This is a genomic window from Streptomyces sp. NPDC048383, assembly GCF_040651775.1.
GTDB lineage: Bacteria > Actinomycetota > Actinomycetes > Streptomycetales > Streptomycetaceae > Streptomyces.
This window is the reverse complement of record NZ_JBEZKS010000040.1, coordinates 25,892-52,103: the sequence shown is the minus strand read 5'-3', so window position 1 is coordinate 52,103 and position 26,212 is coordinate 25,892. Positions and strand designations below refer to the sequence as shown.

The window sequence follows — 26,212 nt, the reverse complement described above, 5'->3', positions numbered from 1 at the left end:
GAACACCTCGAAACTACGCACGATTTTTGCCGCCCGCCAGCAAGGAAGGCCGTACTTACCTGGGGTTTCGTCCCTCGGCGACCGGGTGACGGGGGCGTTCGGGGGGTGTTTCGCGGCGACCGACAAACCACATGCCATGGCACAAATCCCCCAAGGGCTCATCATGAGTCCCATCAAGTGGAGAGGCGCGCCATGGAGCTGATTGCATGCAATCAGCAGGTCCTCCTCGAACGGGCCAGGGGCGCTCTTCTGGGCCTCGCCGTGGGTGACGCGCTGGGCGCCCCCGCCGAGAACATGAAGCCGTCGCAGATCCGGGCCACGTGGGGCCGGATCGAAGGCTTCGTCTCCCCCGATCCGGCGGGCACCGACGACACCGAGTACGCCATCTTCTCGGGCCTGCTGCTGGCCCGGCACGGCTCCGCCCTGACCGTCGCGCACGTCGAACGGGCCTGGCACCACTGGATCGCCGACCTCGACGAAGGCCCCTTCCGCGGCGCGGGCTTCTCCGAACGGGGCACCCTGGAGAACCTCCGCCGGGGGCTGGCCGCGCCCATCTCGGCGCAACACCGCCACGCCTGGTCGGACGGGCTGGCCATGCGGGCCGCCCCCTTCGGGGTGTTCGCGGCGGGCCGGCCCGCCGAGGCGGCCCGCCTCGTCGCCATCGACGGCACCGTCAGCCACGACGGCGAGGGCATCTACGGCGGCCAGGCCGTCGCGGCGGGCGTCGCCGCCGCGATGGCCGGCGGCTCCCCCGCCTCCGTCGTCTCGGCGGCCCTGTCCGTGATCCCGTCCGACTCCTGGACCGCCCGCTCCCTGCGCCGCGCCGTGACGGCCGCCCCGCGCGGCGAACGGGCGGTCCGCTCGGCGGTCGTGATCGGCGGGTACCCGTGGACGGACCTGGCGCCGGAGGCGGTGGGCCTGGCGTTCGGCGCGTTCGCCGCGTGCCGGGGCGACTTCACGGAATCCGTCCTGACCGCCGTCAACATGGGCCGGGACGCCGACACCACCGCCGCCGTGGCGGGCGCCCTGTCCGGGGCCATGTCCGGCGTCGCGGCGATCCCCGCCGACTGGGCGGCGGTCATCGGCCCGGTACGCGGCAGCTGCCTCCCCTCGATGCGGGGCTACCACGTCCTGGACATCGCGGACCTCCTCACCCCCGAATCCGAGACCCCCCGATGACCCCACCCCCCTACACCCCGAACACGACGACCACCCCGGCCACACCGCCCGGCCCGCCCCCGACGGCCGACCCGCCCGAACCCAACCCCGCGGGCACGCCGGCCACCTCCGGTGCGGCCGGTGACCCGGACGACCCGGACCGCACCGGTACGGGGGCCGGCGCCCGTACCCCGGCCTTCACCGTCGTCGCGGTCGCGCCGGGGGCGGCGGGGCGTGCCGACGCCGGCTTCCGGGCCGCGGCCGCGGCGCGGGCACGGACGGGGGCGGCCGGCGGGCCGGCGGCCCGAGGGGACCTGCGGAACGAACCCGGCCGGGGCGGCCCGCGGCTCGTGGTCGCCGAGCGGGCGGCCCCCGCGGCGGCGCCCGCCGAAGCCCCCGACCGGGAGCCGGAGCCCGGCACCCGACCCCCCGGAGCCCCGCCGCAGGCGGCCCGGCGGATCGAGGGGCTGCTCCTCGGGCTCGCCGCCGGCGACGCGGCCGGCTGGCCCGCCGCCCGGCACCGGGCCAGCCGGATGCCCGAGTGGACCCGCCGCCTCACCCGCGAGCTCGACACCTTCGCGGAGCAGAACGCCACCACCACCCTCCCCGTCCCCATCGCCCTGAACCAGCCCCCCGAGCCCCTGCGGCTGGGCCCGTCCGACGACGCCGAGTGGGCGGCCTTCGCCGCCGAGTCCGTGCTCACCGCCGCCGGGGTGCTGCTCAGCGACCTGTCCCGGTCCCGCCGCATGCGCGCCGCCATCGACCTGGCGTGGAACGCCCTGGCCTCCGAGGTCGCCGCGGCGGCGGACCGCGCGCCCGAGGTCGAGTCCGCCGTCCTGCCGCTGCGCGCCCGGATCTCCGTACGCGCCGGTCTCGGCAACCTCGCCGCCGGCCTGCGCCCGCCCGCCACCGGGCACGACAACCCGCACTACTTCGACGACGCCGCCTGCGTCCGGGCCTGCGTCCTCGCGGTCGTCCACCCGGGCGACCCCCGCGCCGCCGCCGACCTCGCCGAGTTCGACGCCCGCTACACCCAGGACGGCGACGGCGTCCACGGCGCCCGCGCCATGGCCGCCGCCCTCGCCACCGCCCTCGCCGGCGCGGACACCGACGCCGCCGTCGAAGCCGCCCTGGAACAGCTGCCCGGAGCCACCGAGATCGGCCGCAACGCCCGGCACGCCGTCGCCCTCGCCCGCGCCGACCCGGGCGGCGGCGCCTTCGCCCTCGTCCCGCTCCTGGAACACCAGATCGTCGACCACGTCTACAGCTACGGCATCGCCGCCGCCGAGACCGTCCCCGTCGCCCTCGCCCTGGCCACCGCCGCCCGCGGCGAGGTCTCCGAGGCCGTCCCCGCCGCCGCCTGCCTGTCGCGCGTCGCGGACTCCGCGCCCGCCCTCGCCGGCGCCCTCACCGGAGCCCTCGGCGGCGGCGACTCCCTGCCCGCCTCCTGGCGGGAGGCCTGCCGCGTGCTGTCCGGCTGCGCGCTGCCCCGGCTCGCCGGGACCGACCTCGTCGAACTCGCCGCGCTGCTCACCCGTACGGAACTCACCTCACCCAAGGGATGATTCGGACATGACGCACACCCCCCTCACCCTCGACGACCGGGTGACCGGCAGCCTGATCGGGGCCGCCGTGGGAGACGCGCTCGGCGGCCCCGTGGAGGGCTGGTCCCCGGAGCGGATCGTGGAACGGCACGGCGGTCGCGTGCACGGCATCGTCGGCCCCTGGTACGAGGACTGGCGCACCGCCCGCCCCATCGCCCCGTACCACAAGGGCGACGGACACGTCACGGACGACACCCTGATGACCCACGCGCTGGTACGGGTCTACGCGACGGTCCGCGACCACCTCGACGCCTACTCCGTCGCCGAACACCTCGTCCCCGACCTGATGTCCACCCCGCGCTGGATCCCCGAACTCGAAGCCGAGGCGCTGCCCCTCCAGCGGATCTTCCTCGCCGAGAAGTGGATCGTGACCCGGCTGCACTACGCGCACGCCGACCCCCGCGAGGCCGGCGCCGGCAACATCGTCAACTGCGGTGCGGCGATGTACGTGGCGCCGGTCGGCCTGGTCAACGCGGGCAACCCCGCCGCCGCGTACGCCGAGGCCCTGGACGTCACCGGCGCCCACCAGTCCTCGTACGGGCGCGAGGCCGCGGGCGTCTTCGCGGCGGCCATCGCGGCGGCCTGCGCGCCCGGCGCGACGGCCGCCTCGGTCGTGGAGACGGCCCTGTCGCTGGCCAAGGACGGCACCCGGTCGGCGATCGCGGCCGTGTGCGAAGTCGCCTCCCGGTACCGGGACTTCGAGTCCGCGCTGGCCCCGCTGCGCGCGGCGGCGGCCCCGTACGACTCGGTCGGCCCGGACTACCGCAACCCCTCCCTCGGGGCCCGCCGTCCCTCGCGCCTGCACTCGATCGAAGAACTGCCGATCGCCCTCGGCATGCTGCTGGTCGGCGACGGGGCCTACGAGGCCTCGGTGCTCGGCGCCGTCAACTACGGCCGGGACTGCGACTCCATCGCGACGATGGCCGGCGCCGTCGCGGGCGCGCTGGGCGGGGAGGCCGCCGTACCGGCCGGCTGGGCCAAGCGGGTCGCCGAGGCCAGCCGCCTCGACCTGCACGCCCCGGCCGCCGAACTGGCCGCCGTGGCCCGGGAGGTCTTCGACCGGGACCGGGAACGGCGCCGGGCGCACGAGAGCGCCTTCGCGGCGATGGCGTCCCCGCGGTGACGGCCGCCGACTCCCCCGGCGCCCTCGTACGCCTCACCTGGGCGCAGCCGGAGGACCTGCTCGGCCACGAGTTGCGGCAGGCGCGGGAGGACGGCCGGGACGCCGGGCCCGTCCTGCGGGAGTGGTTGGCGGCGGGCGGCCGCCCGGCCCCCGCCCGCGCGGGCGCCGCCGCCGAACCGGCCCCACCGGAGCTGCGCGCCCTCGCGCTCCGCCTCCTGACCGAACTCGACGCCCTCCCACCCCCCTCGGACGCCGACGAACCGAGCACCTGGCCCGCCGTCCGAGCCACCTGGCCACCACCACCGGACCCGGGCCCCGGCCCGGGCCCGGCCGGAGTCGCCCCACCCTCCTCGCACGGGGCCGCCCAACCGCCCCCACCCGGGGCCGGTGTGCCGACCCCGCCCGGCACCGTCCGACCGGACCCGGACCGGAACCCCGACCCGACCCCGCCCGGAGCCGTCCCCCCGGCCCCCTCCCCCGACCGCGCCGCCAACCCCCCGGTCGCGGACCGGAACCCCCGGGCGGCCCGCGCCCACGGTCCGGACAGCCCGCCCCGGGCGGCGGACGCCGCGTTGCGGGAGCGGTTGGAGGCGGCCTGGGTCGGGCGCGCGGCGGGCTGCGTCCTCGGCAAGCCCGTGGAGAAGCTCCCCCTCGACGGGATCCGGGCCCTGGCCCGGGCCACCGGCAACTGGCCGCTGTCCGACTGGTTCACCGCCCACGGCGTCCCGGCGGAGCTGCTCGCCGCGCACCCGTGGAACCGCCGCTCCGCCGGCACCTCCCTCGCCGAGAACATCGACGGCGCCCCCGAGGACGACGACCTGAACCACCCCCTCCTCGGCCTGCTGCTCCTGCAACGGCACGGCAAGGGCTTCACCACCGCCGACCTCGGCCGGCTCTGGCTGGACGAACTGCCGGCCGGCCGGACCTTCACCGCCGAGCGGATCGCCTACCGCAACCTGCTCCAAGGCCTCGAACCCCCGCTGACGGCCCGCCATCACAACCCGTTCCGCGAGTGGATCGGCGCCCTGATCCGGGCCGACGTCCACGGCTGGACGAACCCCGGCGAACCGGCCGCCGCCGCGGCCCAGGCGCACCGCGACGCCGCGCTCACCCACACCGCGAACGGGATCTACGCCGCCCTCTTCGTCGCCGCCGCCCTCGCCGAGGCCGCCGGCGGCCGGGCCGACGTGCACGGCGCGCTGCGGGCCGGGCTCGCCGTCGTACCGCCCCGGTCACGGCTGGCGGAGGCCGTCCGCTTCGGCATCCGCACCGCCTGCGACGAGGCGGACTTCGACAGGGTCGTGGACCGGTTGCACGCCTGTTACGGCCACTACCACTGGGTACACGCCCTCCCGAACACCGCGCTGCTCGCGGCCGCCCTCACCCACGCGGACGGCGACTTCACGCACTCCGTCTGCCGGGCGGTGTCCGGCGGCTGGGACACCGACTCCAACGGGGCCACCGCCGGTTCCCTCGCCGGGCTGCTGGCCGGATCGCCCGGCCGGATCCCGGACCGCTGGACGGCACCGCTGAAGAACCGGCTCTCCACCGGCGTGGCCGGCTTCGACGGCATCGGCTTCGACACCCTCGCCCACCTCACCGCCCAGGAGGCAGCCCGCTCATGACGGCCATCGCCGTGCTCGGCAGTACGAACATGGACCTCGTCGCCTACGTGTCCAAGGCCCCCCGTCTCGGGGAAACGGTCACCGGCCGCGCGTTCCGCACCGTCCCCGGCGGAAAGGGCGCCAACCAGGCGGTCGCCGCCGCCCGCCTCGGCGGGGAGGTGGTGATGATCGGCGCGGTCGGGGCCGACGAGTTCGGGGTGCGGCTGCGCGCCGCGCTCCAGGCGCGCGGGGTCGACACGGCCGCCCTGCGCACCGTCGAGGGCGCCAGCGGCACCGCCCACATCACGGTGGACGACGAGGGCGCGAACAGCATCATCGTGATCCCGGCGGCCAACGCCCGCGTCACCGCCCTGGAGCCGGGCGACGACGCCCGCATCGCGGCCGCCGACTGCCTCCTCCTCCAGCTCGAACTGCCCCTGGAGGTCGTGCTCGCGGGCGCGTCGGCCGCCCGCGCCCACGGGGTCCGTACGATCCTCACCCCGGCCCCCGCCCAGCCGTTGCCGGCCGGGCTGCTGGCCGCCACCGACCTGCTCGTCCCCAACGAGCACGAGGCGGCCGCCCTCACCGGGCTCACCGATCCACACCGCGCCGCCGAAGCACTGCTCCAGGACGTCCCGGAGGTGGTGATCACCCTGGGCGCGGCGGGGGTGCTGCACGCCGCGCGCGGCCGGGAGCCGGTGGTGGTGGCGGCGCCCCGGGTGCGGGCCGTGGACACCACCGCCGCCGGTGACACCTTCGTCGGCGCCCTCGCGGTGGCGCTCGGCGAGGGTCGTCCGATGCCGCAGGCCCTCGCGTGGGCCGGGTGCGCCGCCGCGCTGTCGGTGCAACGGCCCGGCGCCCAGGACTCGATGCCGGACCGCGCCGAACTGGTGGCGTTCGCCGCCGGCCTGGGCCTCCCCCGATGACCGGCCCGCGCACGCACGCCGGCCCCGCCGCGCCCACGGCCGCCGACCCCGCGTCCGGCCCGCTCGCCGGGCTGCGCGTCCTCGACCTGGCCACCCTGTTCGCGGGTCCGCTGGCCGCCACCCTGCTCGGCGACTTCGGCGCCGAGGTGGTCAAGGTGGAGCACCCCGACCGGCCCGATCCGTCCCGTGACCACGGCCCCGCCAAGGACGGCGTCGGCCTGTGGTGGAAGCTGCTCGGCCGGAACAAGCGGACGATGACCCTCGACCTGTCGACCCCGGGCGGCCGGGACACCCTGCTGCGGCTCGCCGCCGACGCCGACGTGGTCATCGAGAACTTCCGCCCCGGCACCCTGGAGAAGTGGGGCCTGGGCTGGCCCGACCTGTCGGCGGCCAACCCGCGCCTGGTGCTCGCCCGCGTCACCGCGTTCGGCCAGCGGGGTCCGTACGCCCACCGCCCCGGTTTCGGGACCCTCGCCGAGGCCATGAGCGGCTTCGCCGCGATCACCGGGGAACCGGGCGGCCCGCCGACGCTGCCGCCCTTCGGGCTCGCCGACTCGATCGCCGCGCTGACCACCGCGTACGCGGTGATGACGGCGCTCGCCGGCCGCGACCGCACCGGGCGGGGGCAGGTCGTCGACCTGGCCATCATCGAGCCGATCCTGACCGTGCTCGGCCCGCACCCGCTCTGGTACGACCAGCTCGGCTACGTGCAGCGGCGCACCGGCAACCGGTCCGTGAACAACGCCCCCCGCAACACCTACCGCAGCGCGGACGGCCACTGGTTGGCGGTGTCCGCCTCGGCCCGGTCCGTCGCCGAACGCGTCGTGCGCCTGATCGGGCGGCCCGAGCTGGCCGCCGAGCCCTGGTTCGCGACGGGCGCCGGCCGGGCCGAACACGCCGACGTGCTGGACGGGGCGGTCGGCGACTGGATCGCCCGGCGCAAGGCGGACGAGGCCGTGGCCGCCTTCGAGGCGGCCGAGGCGGCCGTCGCCCGGGTGTACGACGTACGGGACGTCATGGCCGATCCGCAGTTCGCGGCCCTCGACACGATCACCGAGGTCACGGACCCGGAACTGGGTCCGATCCGCATGCAGAACGTCCTCTTCCGGCTGTCCGGGACGCCCGGCGGGATCCGCTGGGCGGGCCGCCCGCACGGCGCGGACACCGAGGAGGTCCTGACCGAGCTCGGCCTGACCCGGGACGAGATCGCCGCGCTGCGCACCGAGGGGGCACTGTGATCCTGACCTGGCTCTACGCACCCGGAGACCGTCCGGAGGTGGTGGCCAAGGCCCTGCACTGCGGGGCCGACGCCGTCATCGTGGACCTGGAGGACTCCGTGTCGGTCTCCCGCAAGGAGTACGCCCGGGCCGCCACCGCCGAACTCCTCACCGAGCGGCCGCCGGTCCCCGTCCACGTCCGGGTCAACGCCCCGGGCTCGCCCTGGGCGGGCGCCGACCTGACGGCGCTGGCCCGGCTGCACGGTCTCGCCGGACTGCGGCTGCCGAAGGTGGACGCCCCGGAGCAGATCACCCGGGTCGCCGACCGCACCGGCGGGGTGGCCCTGTACGCGCTGCTGGAGTCGGCGCTGGGGGTGGAGCGGGCGTACGAGATCGCCCGCGCGCACCCGTGCCTGCAGGGGCTGGCCCTCGGCGAGGCGGACCTGCGGGCCGATCTGGGGGTGAGCGCGGAGGCAGGGTTGGACTGGCCCCGTTCCCGGGTGGTGGTAGCCGCCCGGGCGGCGGGTCTGGCGCCGCCGGCGCAGTCGGTGTTCCCCGACATCCGGGACCTGGAGGCGCTGGCCGACTCCTGCGTGCGCGGCCGCTCGCTGGGTTTCCTGGGCCGGGCGGCGATCCATCCGCGCCAGCTCCCGGTCATCGAACGGTGCTACCTGCCGGGTCCGGAGGAGGTCACGGCCGCCGAGGAGATCGTGTCGGCCTCACGGGCCATGTCGGGCGCCCTGGCGCTGCCCGACGGCCGGTTCGTGGACCCGGCGGTGGTGGCGGCCGCCCACCGGACGCTGACCCTGTCGCGCCGGTCGGGATAGCAGCCGGGGCGACAGCCCGAAGGGGGCGCCGCGACCCGCGCGACGCCCCCTTCCGGAGCGGACCCTTCCGGCTGTTCGGCCGCTGTCAGTTCTTCCCGGCCTCCGCGGCCTTGTCCTGGGCGGCGGGGTCCTGCGGAGCCTGGTCCTGGGCGGCCTTGTCCCCGCCGCCCTTGGTCAGATCCGCCTTGCCGGATCCCGCGGGCTTCGGCGCCCCGGCGCCCGGCTTCTCGCCCGGCCCGGCCGGCTTGCGCGGTGCGTCCTTGACCGCGTTGACCGCGTTGACGGCCTCGGGGCCGGCCGCGGCGTCCTTCGCCCCGCCCTCGGCCGGGGTGTCGACCGCGGGCACGGGAGCCTGCGGCTCCACGACCTGCTCGCGACCCGGGCGCAGCTTCGCCGACAGCACGAAGTACGTCACGGCCAGGATGAAGACCACGATCGCGGTCCACACGTTCAGCCGCAGGCCCAGGATGTGGTGGGCCTCGTCGACGCGCATGTACTCGATCCAGCCGCGGCCCGCGCAGTAGGAGGCGACGTACAGGGCGAAGGCCCGCCCGTGTCCGAGCTTGAAGCGGCGGTCGGCCCAGATCACCAGCACGGCGACGCCGACGCACCACAGCGATTCGTACAGGAACGTCGGGTGGTAGGTGCCGGCCTCGCGGTTCGGCCCCTCGGTGATCTTCACCGCCCACGGCAGGTCGGTGGCCCGGCCGTACAGCTCCTGGTTGAACCAGTTGCCCCAGCGACCGCAGGCCTGGGCCAGGGCGATGCCGGGGGCCAGGGCGTCGGCCCAGGCCGGCAGCGGGATGCCGCGCAGCCGGCAGCCGATCCAGGCACCGACCGCGCCGAGCGCGATGGCGCCCCAGATGCCGAGGCCGCCCTCCCAGATCTTGAAGGCGTCGACCCAGTTGCGGCCTTCGCCGAAGTACAGCTGGTAGTCGGTGATCACGTGGTAGAGGCGACCGCCGACAAGGCCGAACGGCACCGCCCACACGGCGATGTCCGCGACCGTGCCGGGCTTTCCGCCGCGGGCGATCCAACGCCTGTTGCCGAGCCAGATGGCGACGAAGACGCCGATGATGATGCAGAACGCGTAGCCGCGGAGCGGGATCGGTCCGAGATGGATCACGCCGGTCGACGGACTGGGAATATAGGCAAGGGTCATGGCAGAGCTGACGCTACCTTGCCGGGCGGTACCGACCGCAACCCACCCGGCAAGCTGACATCAAACCCACACACGGCCCGGACCGCTCCTAACCGCTTCGGACCGCTTCGGAGCGCTCCGGACCGCGCCCGGGTCCGTGCTCAGTCCCGCGCGGTCCCCTCCGGCACCGCCTTGGATCCGGTCGCCGGGGCGGACTTTCCCGCTCCGGACGGGGACGCCGTGGCCGACGGCGAACCCTTGCCGGACCCGGACTTCGGGGCTCCGGACGCCCCGCTCGGGGACTTCGCCGCCGCCTCGACCTTCGCCTTCAGCTTCTGCGGGGTCAGCGGGTCGGCCTGGTCCGCGAAGATGTCCTTCCCGTCGAGCAGCACCGTGGGGGTGCCCCGGAAGTTCCCGGCCCGGAAGGCGTCCTGCGACTTGGCGACCCAGCTGTTGTGCGTGCCGTCCTCGACGCAGGCGCGGAAGGCGGGAGTGTCGAGCCCGTCGACCTTGCCGGCCAGTTCCAGCAGCTTGGCGTTCTTGCCGTAGGCGTCGTCGACCTCCTCCGGCTGGTTCTCGAACAGCACGTCGTGGTAGGCGGCGAACTTGCCGACGTCCTGCGCGCAGGCGGCGGCGTTCGCGGACTTCAGCGAGCCGCTGCCGCCCATGTTCCCGTCGATGAGGGTGACGATGTGGTACTCGGTCTTGAGCAGCCCCTTGGCTTCCAGCTCGTGGATGGTGTCCTTGTAGTTGGTCTCGAAGGACTTGCAGGCGGGGCAGCGGAAGTCCTCCCAGACGGTCAGCTGGGAGGGGGCGGCGTTCTGCCCGGTCTGGATGGCGAGCGCGTCCTTCCCGGTCGCCCCGGACGGCGCGACCACCGGCCCGGCCTTCGCGGACTTGTCGCCGGACCCGGCATTGGCCGCGATCAGGCCGACGACGGCCGCCAGGCCGAGTACGCCGACCACCGCCGCCGACACGATGAGGGTCCGCCGGCGCTTGTCCCGGGTCTTCTGCCGCTCGCGCTCCGCTTGGAGTCGCTCCCGGGCCGATCGTTTCGTCGCATCGCGGTTCGCACCGTCGTTCTTCTCGCTCACGTTCGGCCAAACGAAGCGGGGAGGCACTCGCATGCCTCCCCGCTCCCACTTCCACCCGATCGGGCTACAGAACCCCCCTCGGGGCCCGCCCGGCGTCAGGACCTGCGTACGCCTTCCGCAAGTTCGCCCGCCAGCGCGCGCACGGCCGTGAGGCCGGACGGCAGGTCGGGGGCGTCCAGCAGCAGCTTGACGAAGGCCGAGCCGACGATGACCCCGTCGGCGAAGCCCGCGACCTGCTTGGCCTGCACGGCGTTGGAGACGCCCAGGCCGACGCAGACGGGGAGCTCGGTCGTGGCGCGGGTGCGGCGCACCAGTTCCTGGGCCTCGTTGCCGACGGACTCCCGGGTGCCGGTGACGCCCATGAGGGAGGCGGCGTAGACGAAGCCGGAACCGGCGGCCGTGATGGTGGCCAGTCGGGCGTCCTGGCTGCTGGGGGCCACGACGAAGACGGTCGCGAGACCGTGCTTGGTCGCGTGCTCGCGCCACAGCGCGGACTCCTGGACCGGCAGGTCGGGCAGGATGCAGCCCGCGCCGCCGGCCGCCGCGAGTTCGGCGGTGAACCGCTCGACGCCGTAGCGGTCGATGGGGTTCCAGTACGTCATGACGAGGATCGGGACGCCGGTGGCCTCGAAGGCCTCGCGCACGGTCCGCATCACGTCGGCGATCTTCACGCCGCCGCGCAGGGCGATGTCGTCGGCGGTCTGGATGATCGCGCCGTCCAGGACCGGGTCGCTGTGCGGCAGGCCGATCTCGACGACGTCGGCGCCGCCCTCGATGACGGCCTTGACGGCCTCGATGGCGCCGTCGACGGTCGGGAAGCCGGCAGGCAGGTAGGCGACGAGCGCCGCTCTGTCCTCGGACCTGGCCTTTGCGAGGGTGTTGCTCAGCAGTTCGATGTTGCCGTTGCTCACTTCGACTCCCCCTCGGCGTCTTCGCCGTCGTACAGCCCGAAGTAGCGGGCCGCCGTGTCCATGTCCTTGTCGCCGCGGCCGGACAGGTTGACCACGATCAGGCCGTCCTTGCCCAGTTCCTTGCCCAGGTCGAGGGCGCCCGCGAGGGCGTGCGCCGACTCGATGGCCGGGATGATGCCCTCGGTGCGGGACAGCAGGCGCAGGGCCTGCATGGCGGCGTCGTCGGTGACGGCGCGGTACTCGCCGCGGCCGCTGTCCTTGAGGTAGGAGTGCTCGGGGCCGATGCCCGGGTAGTCCAGACCGGCGGAGATCGAGTAGGGCTCGGTGATCTGGCCCTCCTCGTCCTGCAGGACGTAGGAGCGGGAGCCGTGCAGGATGCCGGGCTCGCCCGCGGTGAGCGTGGCGGCGTGCTCGCCGGTCTCGACGCCGTGTCCGGCGGGCTCGAAGCCGACCAGGCGGACGTCGGCGTCCGGGATGAAGGCGTGGAAGAGGCCGATGGCGTTGGAGCCGCCGCCGACGCAGGCCGCGACGGCGTCGGGCAGTCGGCCGGCGCGCTCGAGGATCTGCCGGCGGGCCTCGACGCCGATGACGCGGTGGAAGTCGCGGACCATGGCCGGGAAGGGGTGCGGGCCGGCGACCGTACCGAAGAGGTAGTGGGTCTCGTCCACGTTGGCGACCCAGTCGCGGAACGCCTCGTTGATGGCGTCCTTGAGGGTCCGGGAACCGGACTTCACGGCGATGACCTCGGCGCCGAGCATGCGCATCCGGGCCACGTTCAGGGCCTGGCGCCGCGTGTCGATCTCGCCCATGTAGATGGTGCAGTCGAGGCCGAAGAGGGCGCAGGCGGTGGCGGTGGCCACGCCGTGCTGGCCGGCGCCGGTCTCGGCGATGACGCGGGTCTTGCCCATGCGCTTGGTGAGCAGCGCCTGACCCAGCACGTTGTTGATCTTGTGCGAGCCGGTGTGGTTCAGGTCCTCGCGCTTGAGGAAGATCCGCGCGTTGCCCGCGTGCTCGGCGAAGCGGGGCACCTCGGTGAGGGAGCTGGGCCGGCCGGTGTAGTTGACCATGAGCTCGTCGAGTTCGGCCGCGAAGGCCGGGTCGCTCTTGGCCTTCTCGTACTCGACGGCGACCTCGTCCACCGCGGCGACCAGCGCCTCCGGGATGAACTTGCCGCCGAAGTCGCCGAAGTAGCCCTCGGCGTTCGGGGTGTGACCCTCGGGGTCCGGGATGAAGAACGAGCTGGTGGGCATGGCCACTACTCCTACGGGGTGCGGAAGCGGTACCTACGGATGACAGGTGTGCTCCGTATCGCGCCGTCGGTCCGCGCCCGGGCGGGCCCCTCGGGGGCTCCGGGCGTACGGACGGACCGGTTCACGCCCGGCGGCCGGGGGCCGGGGGCGGGAAGCCGTACGAGGCCGCCGGCCGGTACCCGAAGGGGCAGGGGCCGGGAGGGGCCGTCGTCAGCGCGCGGCTCCGCCGCGCCATCGCATGCCGTTGACCTGGCCGGGCTCGGAGCCGATCACGTAGCGCACCCGCCGCCCGTGCACGCGCCGGGCCGGGGCGCGGCAGCCGCGGGGGCGGCAGCCGCGCGCCAGGGGCGCGTGCGCCGTCGGCACACCGGCCGGGCCGTGGCCCGGTCGGGTGCGGACGGGGGAGCGGAAGGGCGGCATGGGAAGGGTCAGCTCCGGCCGTGGCGCAGGGCGGGGTGGGCGCCGGCGGCGACGAGGTCGGCCACGGCCGACTTCGGGTCGCGGCCGGTGACCAGGGACTCGCCGACGAGCACGGCGTCCGCGCCCTCGTTGGCGTAGGCGATCAGGTCGTGCGGTCCGCGGACTCCGGACTCGGCGATCTTCACGATGTGGGCGGGGATCTCCGGGGCGACGCGCTCGAAGGTGGAGCGGTCGACCTTGAGGTCCTTGAGGTTGCGCGCGTTGACGCCGATGATCTTGGCGCCGGCGGCCACCGCGCGTTCGACCTCCTCCTCGTCGTGGACCTCGACGAGCGGGGTGAGACCGATGGACTCGGCCCGCTCGATGAGGGAGACGAGGGCCTCCTGCTCCAGGGCCGCCACGATCAGCAGCGCGAGGTCGGCGCCGTAGGCGCGGGCCTCCCACAGCTGGTAGGCCGTGACGATGAAGTCCTTGCGCAGGATCGGGATGTCCACGCGGGCGCGGACTGCCTCCAGGTCGGCCAGCGAGCCGCCGAAACGACGCTGCTCGGTGAGGACGGAGATGACCGACGCACCGCCCGCCTCGTAGTCGGCGGCGAGCCCGGCCGGATCGGCGATCGCGGCCAGCGCGCCCTTGGACGGGCTGGACCGCTTGACCTCGCAGATCACCTTGACGCTGTCACCGCGCAGGGCGGCGACACCGTCCTTGGCCCGGGGCGCCTTGGCGGCACGCTCCTTGAGCTCGTCGAGGCTGACGCGGGCCTGCCGTTCGGCAAGGTCTTCGCGGACCCCTTCGATGATCTCGTCGAGCACACTCACGCGAGCGGCCCCCTTCCGGGTTGATGACGGTCGGCCGGCCTTGCGGACACGTACCACTGCAAGGTCAGCACTCAAATGGTATCCGCAGGTCGCCGCCGCCTCCGCACGGACTTCGACGTTTCCCAGTGGCTGGACACGGAATAAGGCCTTCCTCCAGGCCTCGTGCGGCCTCAGGGAGCCAGTGCGGAACCGATCGGGAAATTCCGGACCGTCGCGAAACCTGCCGCGATGACGGCGAGGGCCCACCAGGCGCTCCGCCCGAGGGCGAGCCGGGGCGCCGGGCGGCCGCGGAAGGCCCGTACGAGCCACAGCGCCGCGAAGGCGGCGAAGACGAGGTAGCCGGCCACCGCCAGGGCGTTGGCCCCGAGGGCGGTCACCAGGTCGCCGTGCGCGAAGGCGTGCGCGCTGCGCAGCCCGCCGCAGCCGGGGCACAACACCCCGGTGAGCCGGAACAGCGGGCAGACCGGGTAGTGGTGGGGCTCGTTCGGATCGACCGCGCCCACGTAGGCGAAGGCCGCCGCCACCCCGGCCAGGGTGAGCACCGGCGCGACCAGCCGCCGGGCCCTGGAGACCCGTACGGGCGCGGCCGGGGGCGCGGCGTGCGGCGACCGGGTAGGCGGCGCGGCGGCGGGGGTGCGAGAGGCGTCCACCCGCCGATTCTCGCCGGTCACGACAAAAGGCGCAGCCCGACGGGCCGCGCCTTTCGAACCGTGTCCCTGCCGGTCCACGGGTGCCGCGCTCAAACCTTGGCGGGAACCCGGTTGGCGGCGATGACCTCGGCGAGGTCGCGGTGGGCGGCCTTCGGCGCGCCCATGCCCGCTGCCCGCATCGCCATGCCCACGACACCGCCGACCACGACGAGGACGAGGCCCACCCAGAATCCGAGCGGGTTCGCCAGCACCATGAAGGCGCCGGAGACGCAGAAACCGATGAAGGCGATGATGACACCGGTCCAGGCGGCCGGGGTGTGTCCGTGGCTCGTGCCCGCCATGAGTTGCTCCTCGTTGCTCTGTCTCACGTGCTGTGCCGCACGCTCGGGGACATTGTCCCGCACCGGGCGGGATGATTCTTCAGCGGGTCGGGTCCTCGCCGCGGTCCAGAGCCTTCCACAAGTCCTCCGGCCGGTCCGGGTCCATCGCGGCGGGTTTGCGCGGCCGGGGGCTGCCGTCACGCTCGTAGCGGCCCCCCATCGCGGGCCAGCCCCGGCCGTAGCGCAGGGCCAGCAGCCCGGCGAGCAGGATCAGGACGGCGCCACCGGCCGCGACGTACGGCCAGACCGTATGGGTCAGTTCCGCCACCCGGGCGGCGGTGTCCGCCGTCGCGGTGGCGGCCCGGTCGTCCAGGGTGCGGCGGTCGTCGGCGGCGGCCAGGGCGGCCAGCGCGGAGCCCAGACCGCTCAGCGCGAGCAACCCGGACACCAGCAGCCGGCTGCGGCCGCGTACGGCGAACACGGCCACCAGGGCCGCGAGGCCGACGATGGCCAGCGCCGCCGGCAGGCCGGTGACGGCCTGCCCTTCCGCGGTCAGCGGCAACCGGTCGCCGCCGACGGCGGCGCTGCCCCGGGCCCAGACACGGCCGGAGGCGAGCAGGACGACGGTGGCGCCGAGCGCGCCGAGCAGCAGGGCGACGGCGACGCTGCGGCGGCCGGCCTTGCTCTCGGGGGCCTCGGCTTCGGTGCGGGGGTGGGGTACGGCACTCACGTACCCCACTATCCCCTACGGCGTCAGCCCCGGTGGAGGCGGTTCGCCGCTCCGACCGCGCGGAGCACGGCGGCCGCCTTGTTGCGGCACTCGTTGTCCTCCAGCTCGGGCACCGAGTCCGCGACGACCCCCGCGCCGGCCTGCACGTACGCCGTCCCGTCGCGCAGCAGCGCCGTGCGGATGGCGATGGCCGTGTCGGAGTCGCCGGCGAAGTCCAGGTAGCCGACGCAACCGCCGTACAGGCCGCGGCGGGTGGGCTCCAGCTCCTCGATGATCTGCATGGCGCGCGGCTTGGGCGCCCCCGACAGGGTGCCGGCCGGGAAGCAGGCGGTGAGCACGTCGAAGGCGCTGCGGCCCTCGGCGACGCGTCCGGTGACGGTCGAGACGATGTGCATGACGTGCGAGTAGCGCTCGATGCTCATGAAGTCGACGACCTCGACGGAGCCCGGCTCGCAGACCCGGCCCAGGTCGTTGCGGCCCAGGTCGACGAGCATCAGGTGCTCGGCGCGCTCCTTGGGGTCGGCGAGCAGCTCGTCCGCGAGGTCGTTGTCCTCCTGCGGGGTCGCGCCGCGGTGCCGGGTGCCGGCGATCGGGTGGACCATCGCCCGCCCGTCCTCGACCTTGACCAGCGCCTCGGGGCTGGAGCCGACCACGTCGAAGCCGTTCTCGAACCGGAAGAGGTACATGTACGGCGACGGGTTCGTGGCCCGCAGCACCCGGTACACGTCCAGCGCGGAGGCCTCGCAGGGGGTCTCGAAGCGCTGTGAGGGCACCACCTGGAAGGCCTCGCCGGCCCGGATCCGCTCCTTGATGTCCTCGACGGCGGCCCGGTACTGCTCGCCGCCCCACAGCGCGGAGAACTCGGGCAGCTCGGAGACGGGCAGCGGGGTGGGCAGGTAGGGCGCGGGCCGGGCCAGGTCGGTCTGCATGGCGTCCAGGCGGGCCACCGCGTCCGCGTACGCCTCGTCCACGCCGGTGTCGAGGTCGTTGTGGTTGATCGCGTTGGCGATGAGCTGGACGGTGCCGTCCCAGTGGTCCAGGACCGCAAGGTCGGAGGTGAGCAGCATGGTCAGCTCGGGCAGCTCCAGGTCGTCGCCGCCGTGCTCCTCGATGCGCTCCAGGCGCCGCACGATGTCGTAGCCCAGGTAGCCGACCATGCCTCCCGTGAAGGGGGGCATGCCGGCCGCGAGGTCGCGGGGGGTGTGCAGGGCCTCGACGGTGGCGCGCAGCGCGTCCAGGGGGTCGCCGTCGGTGGGGACGCCGACGGGCGGGGTGCCGATCCAGTGCGCCTGACCGTCGCGGACGGTGAGGGTGGAGTCGCTGCGCACGCCGATGAAGGAGTACCGGGACCAGGACCGGCCGTTCTCCGCGGACTCCAGCAGGAAGGTGCCGGGACGTTCGGCGGCCAACTTCCGGTAGAGGCCGACGGGGGTGTCCCCGTCCGCGAGCAGCTTGCGGCTGACGGGGATGACGCGGCGGTCCACCGCGAGCTTGCGGAACGTCTCAAGATCCATGGCGTGGGACCCTACCTATTCGGCGTCGGAGAGGCGTCGGAGAGCAGGACGTCGGCGTCGAAGCACGTGCGGGTGCCGGTGTGGCAGGCGGCTCCGACCTGGTCGACCTTCACGAGCAGGGTGTCCGCGTCGCAATCCAGGGCGACGGACTTCACGTGCTGGAAGTGGCCGGAAGTATCCCCCTTGACCCAGTACTCGCCGCGACTGCGGGACCAGTACGTACAGCGTCCCGTGGTCAGCGTGCGGTGCAGGGCCTCGTCGTCCATCCAGCCGAGCATGAGCACCTCACCGGTGTCGTACTGCTGGGCGATGGCCGGAACCAGACCGTCCGCGGAACGCTTGAGGCGGGCGGCGATGGCGGGGTCGAGGGAGGGCGTACTCATGGGGGCCATTGTGCCGGGTCGGGGCGACGATCACGGATCGCTGTCCAGCTGATGAGCGGGCGGGCGATCGGTTCCGGCCGTAGGCTTGCCGCCATGTCTACCCATGCGAAGCGTGAACGACTGCTGCTGGCCGACCTGTTGGAAGCCGCGGGCCCGGAGGCCCCGACCCTGTGCGCCGGCTGGCGGACGCGGGAGCTGGCCGCGCACGTGGTGATCCGGGAGCGGCGCCCGGACGCGGCGGCCGGCCTGCTGCTGAACGTGCTCAAGGCGCGGCTGGACAAGACGATGGAGGAGTACACCGCGAAGCCGTACGAGGAGCTCCTCCAGCTGATCCGGACCGGGCCGCCGAAGATGTCGGTGTACGCGCTGAAGCAGATCGACGAGGCCGCGAACGCGGTCGAGTTCTACGTGCACGCCGAGGACGTCCGGCGCGCGCAGCCGGACTGGTCGCCGCGGGAGCTGGACCCGGTGTTCTCGGACGCCCTGTGGTCGCGGCTGGACCGGATGGCCCGGCTCGCGGGCCGCAAGTCCCCCGTCGGCCTCGTGCTGCGCCGCCCGAACGGTCAGACCTCGGTGGCCCACAAGGGCACCCCGGTGGTGACGGTCACGGGTGAGCCGGGGGAACTGACCCTGTTCTGCTTCGGTCGCCAGGCCGCCGCCGCGGTGGAACTGGACGGCCCGAAGGAAGCCGTGTCCCGCCTGACGCAGGCCCGCCTGGGGCTCTGAGCCGGTCGGCACGTCGGTGCCGGGAGGCGGGGTCAGGCGAAGGCGCCCACGGCCGTGAAGGCCATGACGGAGCTGACCCGGCCCAGGTGGGCCGGGTCGGTCGCCGTCTGGATCAGGGCGACGGCCAGGCCGCCGCGGATCCCGCAGACGAGCCCGGTCACCAGCGCGAGCGCCACCGCCCACGCGAGGCTCGGGCAGGGCGAGGAAGTAGGTCCCGTCCCCGATGAGGGAGGCGGCGTACGCCCCGAGCCACCGCAGGACGTTCCCGTCACGCAACACGGCTGCCGCGCCCACCGCACCCCCTCCTGAACTGGTCTGGACCAGATGAGGCGTGACGGGCGGGACGCGGCAGGTGTTTTTCGCCGGGCGGCGGGTGGTTCAGCGGACGGGGTGGCCCGCTTCGCGCAGCGACGACTTGACCTCGGAGATCCGCAGGTCGCCGAAGTGGAACACCGAGGCGGCGAGCACCGCGTCGGCCCCGGCGGCGATCGCCGGCGGGAAGTGCGCGAGGGTACCGGCGCCGCCGGAGGCGATCACCGGGACGGTGACGTGCTTGCGGACGGCCGCGATCATCTCGGTGTCGTAGCCGTCCTTGGTGCCGTCGGCGTCCATCGAGTTGAGCAGGATCTCCCCGGCGCCGAGTTCGGCGGCGCGGTGCGCCCACTCGACGGCGTCCATGCCGGTGCCCTTGCGGCCGCCGTGCGTGGTGACCTCGAAGGAGCCGGCGGCGGTGCGGCGCGCGTCGACGGACAGGACCAGCACCTGGCGGCCGAAGCGCTCGGCGATCTCCTGGATGAGCTCGGGGCGGGCGATGGCGGCGGTGTTGACGCCGACCTTGTCCGCCCCGGCCCGCAGCAGCTTGTCCACGTCGTCGGCGGTACGGACGCCGCCGCCCACGGTCAGCGGGATGAAGACCTGCTCGGCGGTGCGGCGCACCACGTCGTACGTCGTCTCGCGGTTGCCGGAGGAGGCGGTGATGTCGAGGAACGTCAGCTCGTCGGCGCCCTCGGCGTCGTACAGCTTGGCCATCTCGACGGGGTCGCCCGCGTCGCGCAGGTTCTGGAAGTTGACGCCCTTGACGACGCGGCCGTTGTCCACGTCGAGGCAGGGGATCACGCGTACGGCGAGGCTCATGCGGACGGCTCCCGGTACGCCTCTACCTCCACCTCGACGACCATCGACGGGTCGACGAAGCCGGAGACGATGAGCATCGTCGCGGCGGGGCGGACGGCGTCGAACAGCGTCTTGTGGGCGCGGCCCACCTCGTCCACGTCACGGGCGTGGGTGAGGTAGATGCGGGTGCGCACCACGTCCTCGGGGCCGAGTCCGGCCTGGGCGAGGGCCTCGAACGCGACGCCGAAGGCGGCGATGGCCTGGTCGTACGGGCCGCCCGCGTCACCGGCGGTGCAACCGGAGACGAGCACCAGCCCGTTGGGGAGCTGGACGGCGCGGGAGTACGCGATGACGTCCTCGTACGGGCCGCCGGAGGAGATACGACGTACGGAACTCATGCGGAGCCTGCCTTCGTCACGTTCAGGGCTTCTTCCAGGGTGAAGGCCTTGGCGTACAGGGCCTTGCCGACGATCGCGCCCTCGACGCCGAGCGGCACGAGCGCGGACAGCGCGCGCAGGTCGTCCAGGGAGGAGATGCCGCCGGAGGCCACGACGGGCCGGTCGGTGGCGGCGCAGACGTTCTTCAGCAGCTCCAGGTTGGGGCCGGTGAGGGTGCCGTCCTTGCCGATGTCGGTGACGACGTAGCGGGCGCAGCCCTCGGCGTCCAGGCGGGCGAGGGTCTCGTAGAGGTCGCCGCCCTCGCTGGTCCAACCGCGGCCCTTGAGGGTGGTGCCGCGGACGTCGAGGCCGACGGCGATCCGGTCGCCGTGCTCGGCGATGGCCTTGGCGGCCCACTCGGGGGTCTCCAGGGCGGCGGTGCCGAGGTTGACGCGGGTGCAGCCGGTGGCGAGGGCGGCGGCGAGCGAGGCGTCGTCGCGGATGCCGCCGGACAGCTCGACCTTGATGTCCATGGCGCCGGTGATCCCGGCGACCAGGGCGCGGTTGTCGCCGGTGCCGAAGGCGGCGTCCAGGTCGACGAGGTGGAGCCATTCGGCGCCGGAGCGCTGCCAGGCGAGGGCCGCCTCCAGCGGGGAGCCGTACGAGGTCTCGCTGCCGGAGACACCGTGGACGAGGCGCACGGCCTGGCCGTCGCGGACGTCGACCGCGGGGAGGAGTTCGAGGGTGGGTGCGGTCATCACAGGGTCTCGATCCAGTTGGTGAGGAGCTGGGCACCGGTGTCGCCGGACTTCTCCGGGTGGAACTGGGTGGCCCACAGGGCCCCGTTCTCCACGGCCGCGACGAAGCGCTCGCCGTGGGTGGCCCAGGTGACCTTGGGGGCGCGGATCAGCGGGTTGGTGACTTCCAGGCTCCAGTCGTGCGCCGCGTAGGAGTGCACGAAGTAGAAGCGGGCGTCGGCGTTCAGGCCCGCGAAGGCCTGGCTGTCGGCGGGGGCGTCGACGGTGTTCCAGCCCATGTGCGGGACGACGGGGGCCTTCAGCGGGCCGACGGTGCCGGGCCACTCGTCGAGCCCCTCGGTCTCCACGCCGTGCTCGATGCCGCGTTCGAAGAGGATTTGCATGCCGACGCAGATGCCCATGACGGGGCGCCCGCCGGACAGCCGGCGGCCGATGATCCAGTCGCCGCGTACGTCGCGCAGCCCCTTCATGCAGGCGGAGAACGCTCCGACGCCGGGGACGAGGAGGCCGTCGGCGTCCATCGCCTTGTCGTAGTCGCGGGTGATCTCGACGTCCGCGCCGACGCGCGCGAGGGCGCGTTCGGCGGAACGGACGTTGCCGAAGCCGTAGTCGAAGACGACGACCTTCTTGGTGGGGGTCACCGGGCTCACTCCCAAATCCCCTGGATCCGCAGGACTCCGGCGGCCAGGCACATCACGGAACCGATGGTGAGCAGGATGATGAGCGACAGCGGCATCTTCTGCTTCTGGAAGGAGTAGACGCCGCCGGCCAGGAAGAGGCCGACGACGATCAGGATGGTGTTGAGGCCGTTCACGGCTAGAGCGCGCCCTTCGTGGAGGGCAGGATGCCGGCCGCGCGCGGGTCGAACTCGGCGGCGTAGCGCAGCGCCCGGGCCAGCGCCTTGAACTGGCACTCCACGATGTGGTGGGCGTTGCGGCCGTACGGGACGTGGATGTGCAGGGCGATCTGGGCCTGCGCGACGAAGGACTCGAAGATGTGCCGGGTCATCGTGGTGTCGTACGAGCCGATCATCGGCGCCATGTTCTCGGGCTCGGTGTGCACGAGGTACGGGCGGCCGGACAGGTCGACGGTCACCTGGGCGAGGGACTCGTCGAGCGGCACGGTGCAGTTGCCGAAGCGGTAGATGCCGACCTTGTCGCCGAGGGCCTGCTTGAAGGCGGCGCCCAGCGCGAGGGCGCTGTCCTCGATGGTGTGGTGGCTGTCGATGTGCAGGTCGCCCTCGGTCTTGACGGTGAGGTCGAAGAGGCCGTGGCGGCCGAGCTGGTCGAGCATGTGGTCGTAGAAGCCCACGCCGGTCGACACGTCGACCTTGCCCGTGCCGTCGAGGTTTATCTCGACGAGGACCGAGGTCTCCTTAGTGGTCCGTTCGACCCGTCCGATGCGGCTCATGCCTGCTGCTCCTTCTTCAGTGCGCGAACCGCTTCCAGGAACGCGTCGTTCTCTGCCGGGGTGCCGGCGGTGACCCGCAGCCGTCCCGGTACGCCGTTGTCCCGGACCAGGACGCCCCGGTCGAGGATCTGCTGCCAGGCGGTGTGGGAATCCTCGAACCGGCCGAACTGGACGAAGTTCGCGTCGGAGTCGGTGACCTCGTACCCGAGGGCCCGCAGCTCGGTGACGAGCCGGTCCCGTTCGGCCTTGAGCTGCTCGACGTAGCCGAGGAGGGTGTCCGTGTGCTCCAGGGCGGCCAGCGCGGTCGCCTGCGTGACGGCCGACAGGTGGTACGGCAGGCGCACCAGTTGGACGGCGTCCACGACGGCGGGGTGCGCGGCCAGGTAGCCCAGGCGCAAGCCCGCGGCGCCGAAGGCCTTGGACATGGTCCGGGAGACCACCAGGTTGGGGCGGCCCTCGATGAGGGGCAGCAGCGAGTCCCGGTGGCTGAACTCCACGTACGCCTCGTCGACGACGACCAGGGACGGCTTGGCCGCCTGCGCGGCCTCGTAGAGGGCGAGGACGGTCTCGGCCGCGACGGCGGTGCCCGTGGGGTTGTTGGGCGAGGTGATGAAGACGACGTCGGGGGCGTGCTCGGCGATCGCCCGCTCCGCCGCTTCGAGGTCGATGGTGAAGTCCGCGCGGCGCGGGCCGGAGATCCAGTCCGTTCCGGTGCCGCGGGCGATCAGCGCGTGCATCGAGTACGAGGGCTCGAAGCCGATCGCGGTGCGGCCGGGCCCGCCGAAGGTCTGCAGCAGCTGCTGGAGGACCTCGTTGGAGCCGTTGGCCGCCCAGACGTTCTCCCGCGCGACGGGGTGCTTGCCGGTACGGGTGAGGTAGGCGGCGAGCTCGGTGCGCAGCTCGACCGCGTCCCGGTCGGGGTAGCGGTTGAGGGTGCGGGCGGCCTCGGCGACGCGTTCGGCGATGCGGGCGACGAGTGCGGCGGGCAGCTCGTACGGATTCTCGTTGGTGTTCAGCTGGACGGGGACGTCGAGCTGCGGGGCGCCGTACGGGGTCTTGCCGCGCAGCTCGTCCCGGATGGGCAGGTCGTCGATGCCGAAGCTCACGGGGTGGGCACCTTCCATCCGAAGCGCGCCTTCAGGGCGGCGCCGTGGGCGGGCAGGTCCTCGGCCTCGGCGAGCGTCACCACGTGGTGGGTGACCTCGGCGAGGGCGTCCCGCGTGTAGTCGACGATGTGGATGCCGCGCAGGAACGACTGCACGGACAGGCCGGAGGAGTGGCAGGCGCAGCCGCCGGTGGGCAGCACGTGGTTGGAGCCTGCGCAGTAGTCGCCCAGCGAGACCGGGGACCACGGGCCGACGAAGATCGCGCCGGCGTTGCGCACGCGGGCGGCCCGAGCGGCGGCGTCGGCGGTCTGGATCTCCAGGTGCTCGGCGCCGTACGCGTCGACGACCTTGAGGCCGTCCTCCAGGCTGTCGACGAGGACGATCGCGGACTGTCGGCCCGCGAGAGCCGGCTTGATCCGGTCCTCGATGTGCTTGGTGGCCGCGACCTGCGGCCGCAGTTCCTTCTCGACGGCGTCCGCGAGCTCGACGGAGTCCGTGACCAGGACGGCGGCGGCCAGCGGGTCGTGCTCGGCCTGGCTGATCAGGTCGGCGGCGACGTGCACCGGGTCGGCCGTGGAGTCCGCGAGGACGGCGATCTCGGTGGGGCCGGCCTCGGTGTCGATGCCGATCTTCCCGGTGAAGTACCGCTTGGCGGCGGCGACCCAGATGTTGCCGGGGCCGGTCACCATGTTCGCGGGAGCGCACTCGTCGGTCCCGTACGCGAACATCGCGACGGCCTGCGCCCCGCCGGCCGCGTACACCTCGTCCACGCCGAGCAGCGCGCACGCGGCGAGGATGGTGGGGTGCGGCAGCCCGTCGAACTCCTTCTGCGGCGGGGAGGCCAGCGCGATCGACTCGACGCCCGCCTCCTGCGCCGGGACGACGTTCATCACGACGGAGGACGGGTACACGGAGCGGCCGCCGGGGGCATAGAGCCCCACGCGCTCGACCGGAACCCACTTCTCGGTCACGGTGCCGCCGGGGACCACCTGGGTGGTGTGCTCGGTGCGGCGCTGGTTGCGGTGCACGATCCGGGCCCGCCGGATCGACTCCTCCAGGGCGGCGCGGACGGCCGGATCCAGCTGCTCCAGGGCGGCCTTGACGGCCTCCGCGGGCACCCGGACCTGCGAGAGCTCGACCCCGTCGAACTTCCGCGCGTAGTCGATCAGCGCCGCCGTGCCACGATGATGGACGTCCTCGCAGATGGGCCGCACCTTTTCCAGGGCGGCCGCTACGTCGAACTCGGCACGGGGCAGCAGATCGCGCAGGGCGCCACCCTCGGGGAGGGTGTCACCGCGCAGGTCGATACGAGAGATCACGCCCCAATTCTCTCAGACCGTCTCCCGCGACCGTTCGCCCGTATCACTGAGTGATACGCGTCCCGGATGTCACAGGCACCGCTTAGCGTGGGCGTACACGCACGTGACAGCGGGGGGCCGCCATGACCGAAGTGATGACACAGGCACCGCCGGGGGACCTGACCGACGCCGAGCGGCGGATGTGGGAGACCTTCCGCGCGGGCACGATCTGTGACTTCCGGGCCCCCGGGGAGGGGCCGACGGCGCCGCACGACGGGGCGCCGTGGGGTCCGGAGCGGTCGGTACGGGCCGAGGTGGTGGCGCTGCTGCTGTTGGCCGGTCCCGAACCGGTGCCGGGCCGGGTGGGCTGCCTGAAGCTGCGCGGGGCGCGGATCACGGGGCGGCTGGACCTTTCGGGTGGCACGGTCGCCCCGTACGTCGAGATCCGCTCGTGCCGCTTCGAGGCGGACGTCCGGCTGTCCGAAGCGCGCTGCGGCACGCTGCGGCTGCACAACTGCGCGCTGCCCCGGCTGGAGGCGGCCCGGCTGCACGCCGAGGGCGACCTGCACCTGGTGGATTCCCGGGTGGCGCGCGGGATCCGGTTGAAGGGCGCGCAGATCGGCACGGACCTGCTGATGAGCCGGGTCGTCGCGCGGGCCGACGACTGGGGCCTGGCGATCTCGGCCGACGGGATCTCCATCGCGCAGGACTTCCACGCCGACATGCTCCGGACGCACGGCGAGGTCAGCCTGCGCGGGGCGAAGGTCGGCGGCTCGATGAGCCTGCGCGGTGCGCGGCTGAGCGCCCGGGACGGGCAGCGGGCCCTGAACGCGCCCACCCTGACCGTCGAGCGGACGCTGTACCTGACCTCCATCGCCCTCACCACCCCGAACGGCGACCGGGCCTACGGCAACGACTGGAGCCGCACCCCCACGAACGGCGGCCCCGGCCGGGCCTTCGAGTGCCGGGGCTCCCTGCGGCTGGACGACGGGCGCTTCGGCGACTCCGTCGACTTCTACGGGGCCCGCTTCGACCTCGCCCCCGACCAGGAGGTCTCGCTGCGACGGATCCAGACCCCGGAGTTCCGTTTCGTCGGGGAGGCCCCGCGGCGCGGCCGGGTCGTGGTCTCCGGCTCCACGGTCGACAAGCTGGTCGACCGGCACACGAGCTGGCCGGGCCCGGGCCGGCTGTCCATGGAGGGGTTCGTCTACGCGAAGGTCGCGCCCCGCGGCGACTTCACCCTCGCCCGGCGCCTGGCCTGGGTGGCCGCGGCGACCCCCGAGTACTCCCCCGAGCCGTACGAGCGGCTCGCCACCGTGCTCCGGGACGGCGGGGAGGACGCAGAGGCCCGCGAGGTGCTGCTGACCAAACAGCGCCGCCGCCGATCCACCCTGCCACCGGCGGCCCGGGCCTGGGGCCTGCTCCAGGACTGGACGGTGGTCTACGGCTACCGGCCGGGCCGGGCCGCGCTGTGGATGGCGCTGCTGTGGGCGGCGGGGACCCTGATGTTCCTCGGACACCGTCCGCGGCCGGTCAAGGCGGACGAGCACCCGCACTGGAACGCCGCGCTGTACGCGCTGGACCTCCTGCTGCCGGTGATCAATCTCGGCCAGGAGGGCCACTGGAAGATGGCGGGCGGCTGGCAGTGGGCTTCGGCGGCCCTGGTCCTGCTGGGCTGGATCCTGGCCACGACGGTGGCCGCGGGCGCGTCACGGCTGTTGAGGCGGGGGTGAC

The 26,212-nt window shown here is 73.8% G+C and carries 29 protein-coding genes and 1 pseudogene; 9 read left to right on the top strand and 21 right to left on the bottom strand.

What is annotated here, in order from left to right; translation table 11 throughout:
- Positions 1-192 precede the first annotated feature (192 nt).
- From AB0D46_RS25285 to AB0D46_RS25255, 7 genes are read left to right on the top strand one after another with little or no spacing between them, the layout of a single operon-like run.
- Positions 193-1,179, top strand: coding sequence for an ADP-ribosylglycohydrolase family protein (locus AB0D46_RS25285; protein ID WP_362880626.1), 987 nt, complete (start codon positions 193-195; stop codon positions 1,177-1,179).
- Positions 1,176-2,723, top strand: coding sequence for an ADP-ribosylglycohydrolase family protein (locus tag AB0D46_RS25280; RefSeq protein WP_362880625.1), 1,548 nt, complete (start codon positions 1,176-1,178; stop codon positions 2,721-2,723). The genes AB0D46_RS25285 and AB0D46_RS25280 overlap by 4 nt, the downstream gene beginning before the upstream one ends.
- 7 nt (positions 2,724-2,730) lie before the next feature.
- A complete protein-coding gene (locus tag AB0D46_RS25275; RefSeq protein WP_362880624.1) occupies positions 2,731-3,885 on the top strand; it encodes an ADP-ribosylglycohydrolase family protein in 1,155 nt (384 codons plus the stop codon).
- Positions 3,882-5,510 (top strand): ADP-ribosylglycohydrolase family protein, encoded by a 1,629-nt coding sequence (locus tag AB0D46_RS25270; RefSeq protein ID WP_362880623.1) that lies wholly within the window; start codon positions 3,882-3,884, stop codon positions 5,508-5,510. Before AB0D46_RS25275 ends, AB0D46_RS25270 begins: the two co-directional genes overlap by 4 nt.
- Complete coding sequence (rbsK, locus tag AB0D46_RS25265; RefSeq protein WP_362880622.1) at positions 5,507-6,415, top strand: ribokinase; 909 nt, start codon at positions 5,507-5,509, stop codon at positions 6,413-6,415. Before AB0D46_RS25270 ends, rbsK begins: the two co-directional genes overlap by 4 nt.
- Positions 6,412-7,653 carry a CoA transferase gene (locus AB0D46_RS25260; protein ID WP_362880621.1) on the top strand — a complete coding sequence of 414 codons (1,242 nt, stop codon included), beginning with the start codon at positions 6,412-6,414 and terminating at the stop codon, positions 7,651-7,653. Before rbsK ends, AB0D46_RS25260 begins: the two co-directional genes overlap by 4 nt.
- On the top strand, positions 7,650-8,459 hold the full coding sequence (locus AB0D46_RS25255; RefSeq protein ID WP_362880620.1) for a CoA ester lyase: 810 nt from the start codon (positions 7,650-7,652) through the stop codon (positions 8,457-8,459). The genes AB0D46_RS25260 and AB0D46_RS25255 overlap by 4 nt, the downstream gene beginning before the upstream one ends.
- Before the next feature lie 85 nt (positions 8,460-8,544).
- On the opposite strand, the gene lgt is transcribed toward AB0D46_RS25255, so the two are convergent.
- The 11 genes from lgt to hisI form a co-directional block, all read right to left on the bottom strand.
- The gene (lgt, locus tag AB0D46_RS25250; RefSeq protein WP_362880619.1) at positions 8,545-9,621 is read right to left on the bottom strand and encodes a prolipoprotein diacylglyceryl transferase; all 1,077 of its coding nucleotides are present in this window, start codon (positions 9,619-9,621) and stop codon (positions 8,545-8,547) included.
- Positions 9,622-9,761: 140 nt separating this feature from the next.
- Entirely contained in the window at positions 9,762-10,694 is a 933-nt protein-coding gene (locus AB0D46_RS25245) for a thioredoxin domain-containing protein (RefSeq protein WP_362880618.1), read from the bottom strand.
- Between the two features lie 95 nt (positions 10,695-10,789).
- Positions 10,790-11,605 carry a tryptophan synthase subunit alpha gene (gene trpA / locus AB0D46_RS25240; protein WP_362880617.1) on the bottom strand — a complete coding sequence of 272 codons (816 nt, stop codon included), beginning with the start codon at positions 11,603-11,605 and terminating at the stop codon, positions 10,790-10,792.
- Positions 11,602-12,855: a tryptophan synthase subunit beta gene (gene trpB, locus AB0D46_RS25235; protein WP_362880616.1), complete on the bottom strand. Its 1,254-nt coding sequence runs from the start codon at positions 12,853-12,855 to the stop codon at positions 11,602-11,604. Before trpB ends, trpA begins: the two co-directional genes overlap by 4 nt.
- Positions 12,856-13,065: 210 nt before the next feature.
- The gene (locus AB0D46_RS25230; protein ID WP_281205961.1) at positions 13,066-13,275 is read right to left on the bottom strand and encodes a tryptophan synthase subunit(beta); all 210 of its coding nucleotides are present in this window, start codon (positions 13,273-13,275) and stop codon (positions 13,066-13,068) included.
- Positions 13,276-13,283: 8 nt separating this feature from the next.
- Positions 13,284-14,093 (bottom strand): indole-3-glycerol phosphate synthase TrpC, encoded by an 810-nt coding sequence (gene trpC / locus AB0D46_RS25225; RefSeq protein WP_362880615.1) that lies wholly within the window; start codon positions 14,091-14,093, stop codon positions 13,284-13,286.
- Between the two features lie 170 nt (positions 14,094-14,263).
- Positions 14,264-14,743: a DUF2752 domain-containing protein gene (locus AB0D46_RS25220; RefSeq protein WP_362880614.1), complete on the bottom strand. Its 480-nt coding sequence runs from the start codon at positions 14,741-14,743 to the stop codon at positions 14,264-14,266.
- An 89-nt stretch (positions 14,744-14,832) separates the two neighbouring features.
- Positions 14,833-15,084, bottom strand: coding sequence for an HGxxPAAW family protein (locus AB0D46_RS25215; RefSeq protein ID WP_362880613.1), 252 nt, complete (start codon positions 15,082-15,084; stop codon positions 14,833-14,835).
- Between the two features lie 79 nt (positions 15,085-15,163).
- Positions 15,164-15,802: a TIGR02234 family membrane protein gene (locus AB0D46_RS25210; protein WP_362880612.1), complete on the bottom strand. Its 639-nt coding sequence runs from the start codon at positions 15,800-15,802 to the stop codon at positions 15,164-15,166.
- A 14-nt stretch (positions 15,803-15,816) separates the two neighbouring features.
- Positions 15,817-17,307, bottom strand: a complete 1,491-nt coding sequence (locus tag AB0D46_RS25205) for an anthranilate synthase component I (protein WP_362880611.1) — start codon at positions 17,305-17,307, stop codon at positions 15,817-15,819.
- 11 nt (positions 17,308-17,318) lie between these two features.
- Positions 17,319-17,699, bottom strand: a complete 381-nt coding sequence (gene hisI / locus AB0D46_RS25200; RefSeq protein WP_362880610.1) for a phosphoribosyl-AMP cyclohydrolase — start codon at positions 17,697-17,699, stop codon at positions 17,319-17,321.
- A gap of 84 nt (positions 17,700-17,783) precedes the next feature.
- Between hisI and AB0D46_RS25195 the strand changes: the two genes are divergently transcribed.
- Complete coding sequence (locus AB0D46_RS25195) at positions 17,784-18,416, top strand: TIGR03085 family metal-binding protein (protein ID WP_362880609.1); 633 nt, start codon at positions 17,784-17,786, stop codon at positions 18,414-18,416.
- Between the two features lie 32 nt (positions 18,417-18,448).
- Here AB0D46_RS25195 and AB0D46_RS25190 read toward each other — a convergent pair whose 3' ends face one another.
- The 10 genes and pseudogenes from AB0D46_RS25190 to hisD all read right to left on the bottom strand — a co-directional run bounded on the left by AB0D46_RS25190 (position 18,449) and on the right by hisD (position 24,499).
- The gene (locus AB0D46_RS25190; RefSeq protein ID WP_362880608.1) at positions 18,449-18,592 is read right to left on the bottom strand and encodes a hypothetical protein; all 144 of its coding nucleotides are present in this window, start codon (positions 18,590-18,592) and stop codon (positions 18,449-18,451) included.
- A gap of 19 nt (positions 18,593-18,611) precedes the next feature.
- Positions 18,612-18,740: pseudogene (locus AB0D46_RS25185) on the bottom strand (MFS transporter); the annotation flags it as partial.
- A 54-nt stretch (positions 18,741-18,794) separates the two neighbouring features.
- Positions 18,795-19,550 carry an imidazole glycerol phosphate synthase subunit HisF gene (gene hisF / locus AB0D46_RS25180; protein WP_362880607.1) on the bottom strand — a complete coding sequence of 252 codons (756 nt, stop codon included), beginning with the start codon at positions 19,548-19,550 and terminating at the stop codon, positions 18,795-18,797.
- The gene (locus AB0D46_RS25175) at positions 19,547-19,927 is read right to left on the bottom strand and encodes a RidA family protein (RefSeq protein WP_362880606.1); all 381 of its coding nucleotides are present in this window, start codon (positions 19,925-19,927) and stop codon (positions 19,547-19,549) included. Before AB0D46_RS25175 ends, hisF begins: the two co-directional genes overlap by 4 nt.
- On the bottom strand, positions 19,924-20,664 hold the full coding sequence (gene priA, locus AB0D46_RS25170; RefSeq protein ID WP_362880605.1) for a bifunctional 1-(5-phosphoribosyl)-5-((5-phosphoribosylamino)methylideneamino)imidazole-4-carboxamide isomerase/phosphoribosylanthranilate isomerase PriA: 741 nt from the start codon (positions 20,662-20,664) through the stop codon (positions 19,924-19,926). Before priA ends, AB0D46_RS25175 begins: the two co-directional genes overlap by 4 nt.
- Complete coding sequence (gene hisH / locus AB0D46_RS25165; protein ID WP_362880604.1) at positions 20,664-21,305, bottom strand: imidazole glycerol phosphate synthase subunit HisH; 642 nt, start codon at positions 21,303-21,305, stop codon at positions 20,664-20,666. Before hisH ends, priA begins: the two co-directional genes overlap by 1 nt.
- Positions 21,306-21,310: 5 nt before the next feature.
- Positions 21,311-21,478: a hypothetical protein gene (locus tag AB0D46_RS25160; protein WP_281205974.1), complete on the bottom strand. Its 168-nt coding sequence runs from the start codon at positions 21,476-21,478 to the stop codon at positions 21,311-21,313.
- Between the two features lie 2 nt (positions 21,479-21,480).
- Positions 21,481-22,074 (bottom strand): imidazoleglycerol-phosphate dehydratase HisB, encoded by a 594-nt coding sequence (gene hisB / locus AB0D46_RS25155; RefSeq protein ID WP_215035049.1) that lies wholly within the window; start codon positions 22,072-22,074, stop codon positions 21,481-21,483.
- Positions 22,071-23,180, bottom strand: a complete 1,110-nt coding sequence (locus tag AB0D46_RS25150) for a histidinol-phosphate transaminase (protein WP_362880603.1) — start codon at positions 23,178-23,180, stop codon at positions 22,071-22,073. Before AB0D46_RS25150 ends, hisB begins: the two co-directional genes overlap by 4 nt.
- Positions 23,177-24,499, bottom strand: a complete 1,323-nt coding sequence (hisD, locus tag AB0D46_RS25145; RefSeq protein WP_362880602.1) for a histidinol dehydrogenase — start codon at positions 24,497-24,499, stop codon at positions 23,177-23,179. The genes AB0D46_RS25150 and hisD overlap by 4 nt, the downstream gene beginning before the upstream one ends.
- 134 nt (positions 24,500-24,633) lie before the next feature.
- Here hisD and AB0D46_RS25140 point away from each other — a divergent pair, with 134 nt between their 5' ends.
- On the top strand, positions 24,634-26,211 hold the full coding sequence (locus AB0D46_RS25140; protein WP_362880653.1) for an oxidoreductase: 1,578 nt from the start codon (positions 24,634-24,636) through the stop codon (positions 26,209-26,211).
- Position 26,212: the final 1 nt, after the last annotated feature.

Coding starts and splice junctions, on each gene's coding strand:
- AB0D46_RS25285 (WP_362880626.1), top strand. CDS start 193: ATGGAGCTGATTGCATGCAATCAGCAGGTCCTCCTCGAACGGGCCAGG.
- AB0D46_RS25280 (WP_362880625.1), top strand. CDS start 1,176: ATGACCCCACCCCCCTACACCCCGAACACGACGACCACCCCGGCCACA.
- AB0D46_RS25275 (WP_362880624.1), top strand. CDS start 2,731: ATGACGCACACCCCCCTCACCCTCGACGACCGGGTGACCGGCAGCCTG.
- rbsK (WP_362880622.1), top strand. CDS start 5,507: ATGACGGCCATCGCCGTGCTCGGCAGTACGAACATGGACCTCGTCGCC.
- AB0D46_RS25260 (WP_362880621.1), top strand. CDS start 6,412: ATGACCGGCCCGCGCACGCACGCCGGCCCCGCCGCGCCCACGGCCGCC.
- lgt (WP_362880619.1), bottom strand. CDS start 9,621: ATGACCCTTGCCTATATTCCCAGTCCGTCGACCGGCGTGATCCATCTC.
- trpB (WP_362880616.1), bottom strand. CDS start 12,855: ATGCCCACCAGCTCGTTCTTCATCCCGGACCCCGAGGGTCACACCCCG.
- AB0D46_RS25230 (WP_281205961.1), bottom strand. CDS start 13,275: ATGCCGCCCTTCCGCTCCCCCGTCCGCACCCGACCGGGCCACGGCCCG.
- AB0D46_RS25215 (WP_362880613.1), bottom strand. CDS start 15,084: ATGGCGGGCACGAGCCACGGACACACCCCGGCCGCCTGGACCGGTGTC.
- AB0D46_RS25205 (WP_362880611.1), bottom strand. CDS start 17,307: ATGGATCTTGAGACGTTCCGCAAGCTCGCGGTGGACCGCCGCGTCATC.
- hisI (WP_362880610.1), bottom strand. CDS start 17,699: ATGGCCCCCATGAGTACGCCCTCCCTCGACCCCGCCATCGCCGCCCGC.
- AB0D46_RS25195 (WP_362880609.1), top strand. CDS start 17,784: ATGTCTACCCATGCGAAGCGTGAACGACTGCTGCTGGCCGACCTGTTG.
- hisF (WP_362880607.1), bottom strand. CDS start 19,550: ATGAGCCTCGCCGTACGCGTGATCCCCTGCCTCGACGTGGACAACGGC.
- AB0D46_RS25175 (WP_362880606.1), bottom strand. CDS start 19,927: ATGAGTTCCGTACGTCGTATCTCCTCCGGCGGCCCGTACGAGGACGTC.
- priA (WP_362880605.1), bottom strand. CDS start 20,664: ATGACCGCACCCACCCTCGAACTCCTCCCCGCGGTCGACGTCCGCGAC.
- hisB (WP_215035049.1), bottom strand. CDS start 22,074: ATGAGCCGCATCGGACGGGTCGAACGGACCACTAAGGAGACCTCGGTC.
- AB0D46_RS25140 (WP_362880653.1), top strand. CDS start 24,634: ATGACACAGGCACCGCCGGGGGACCTGACCGACGCCGAGCGGCGGATG.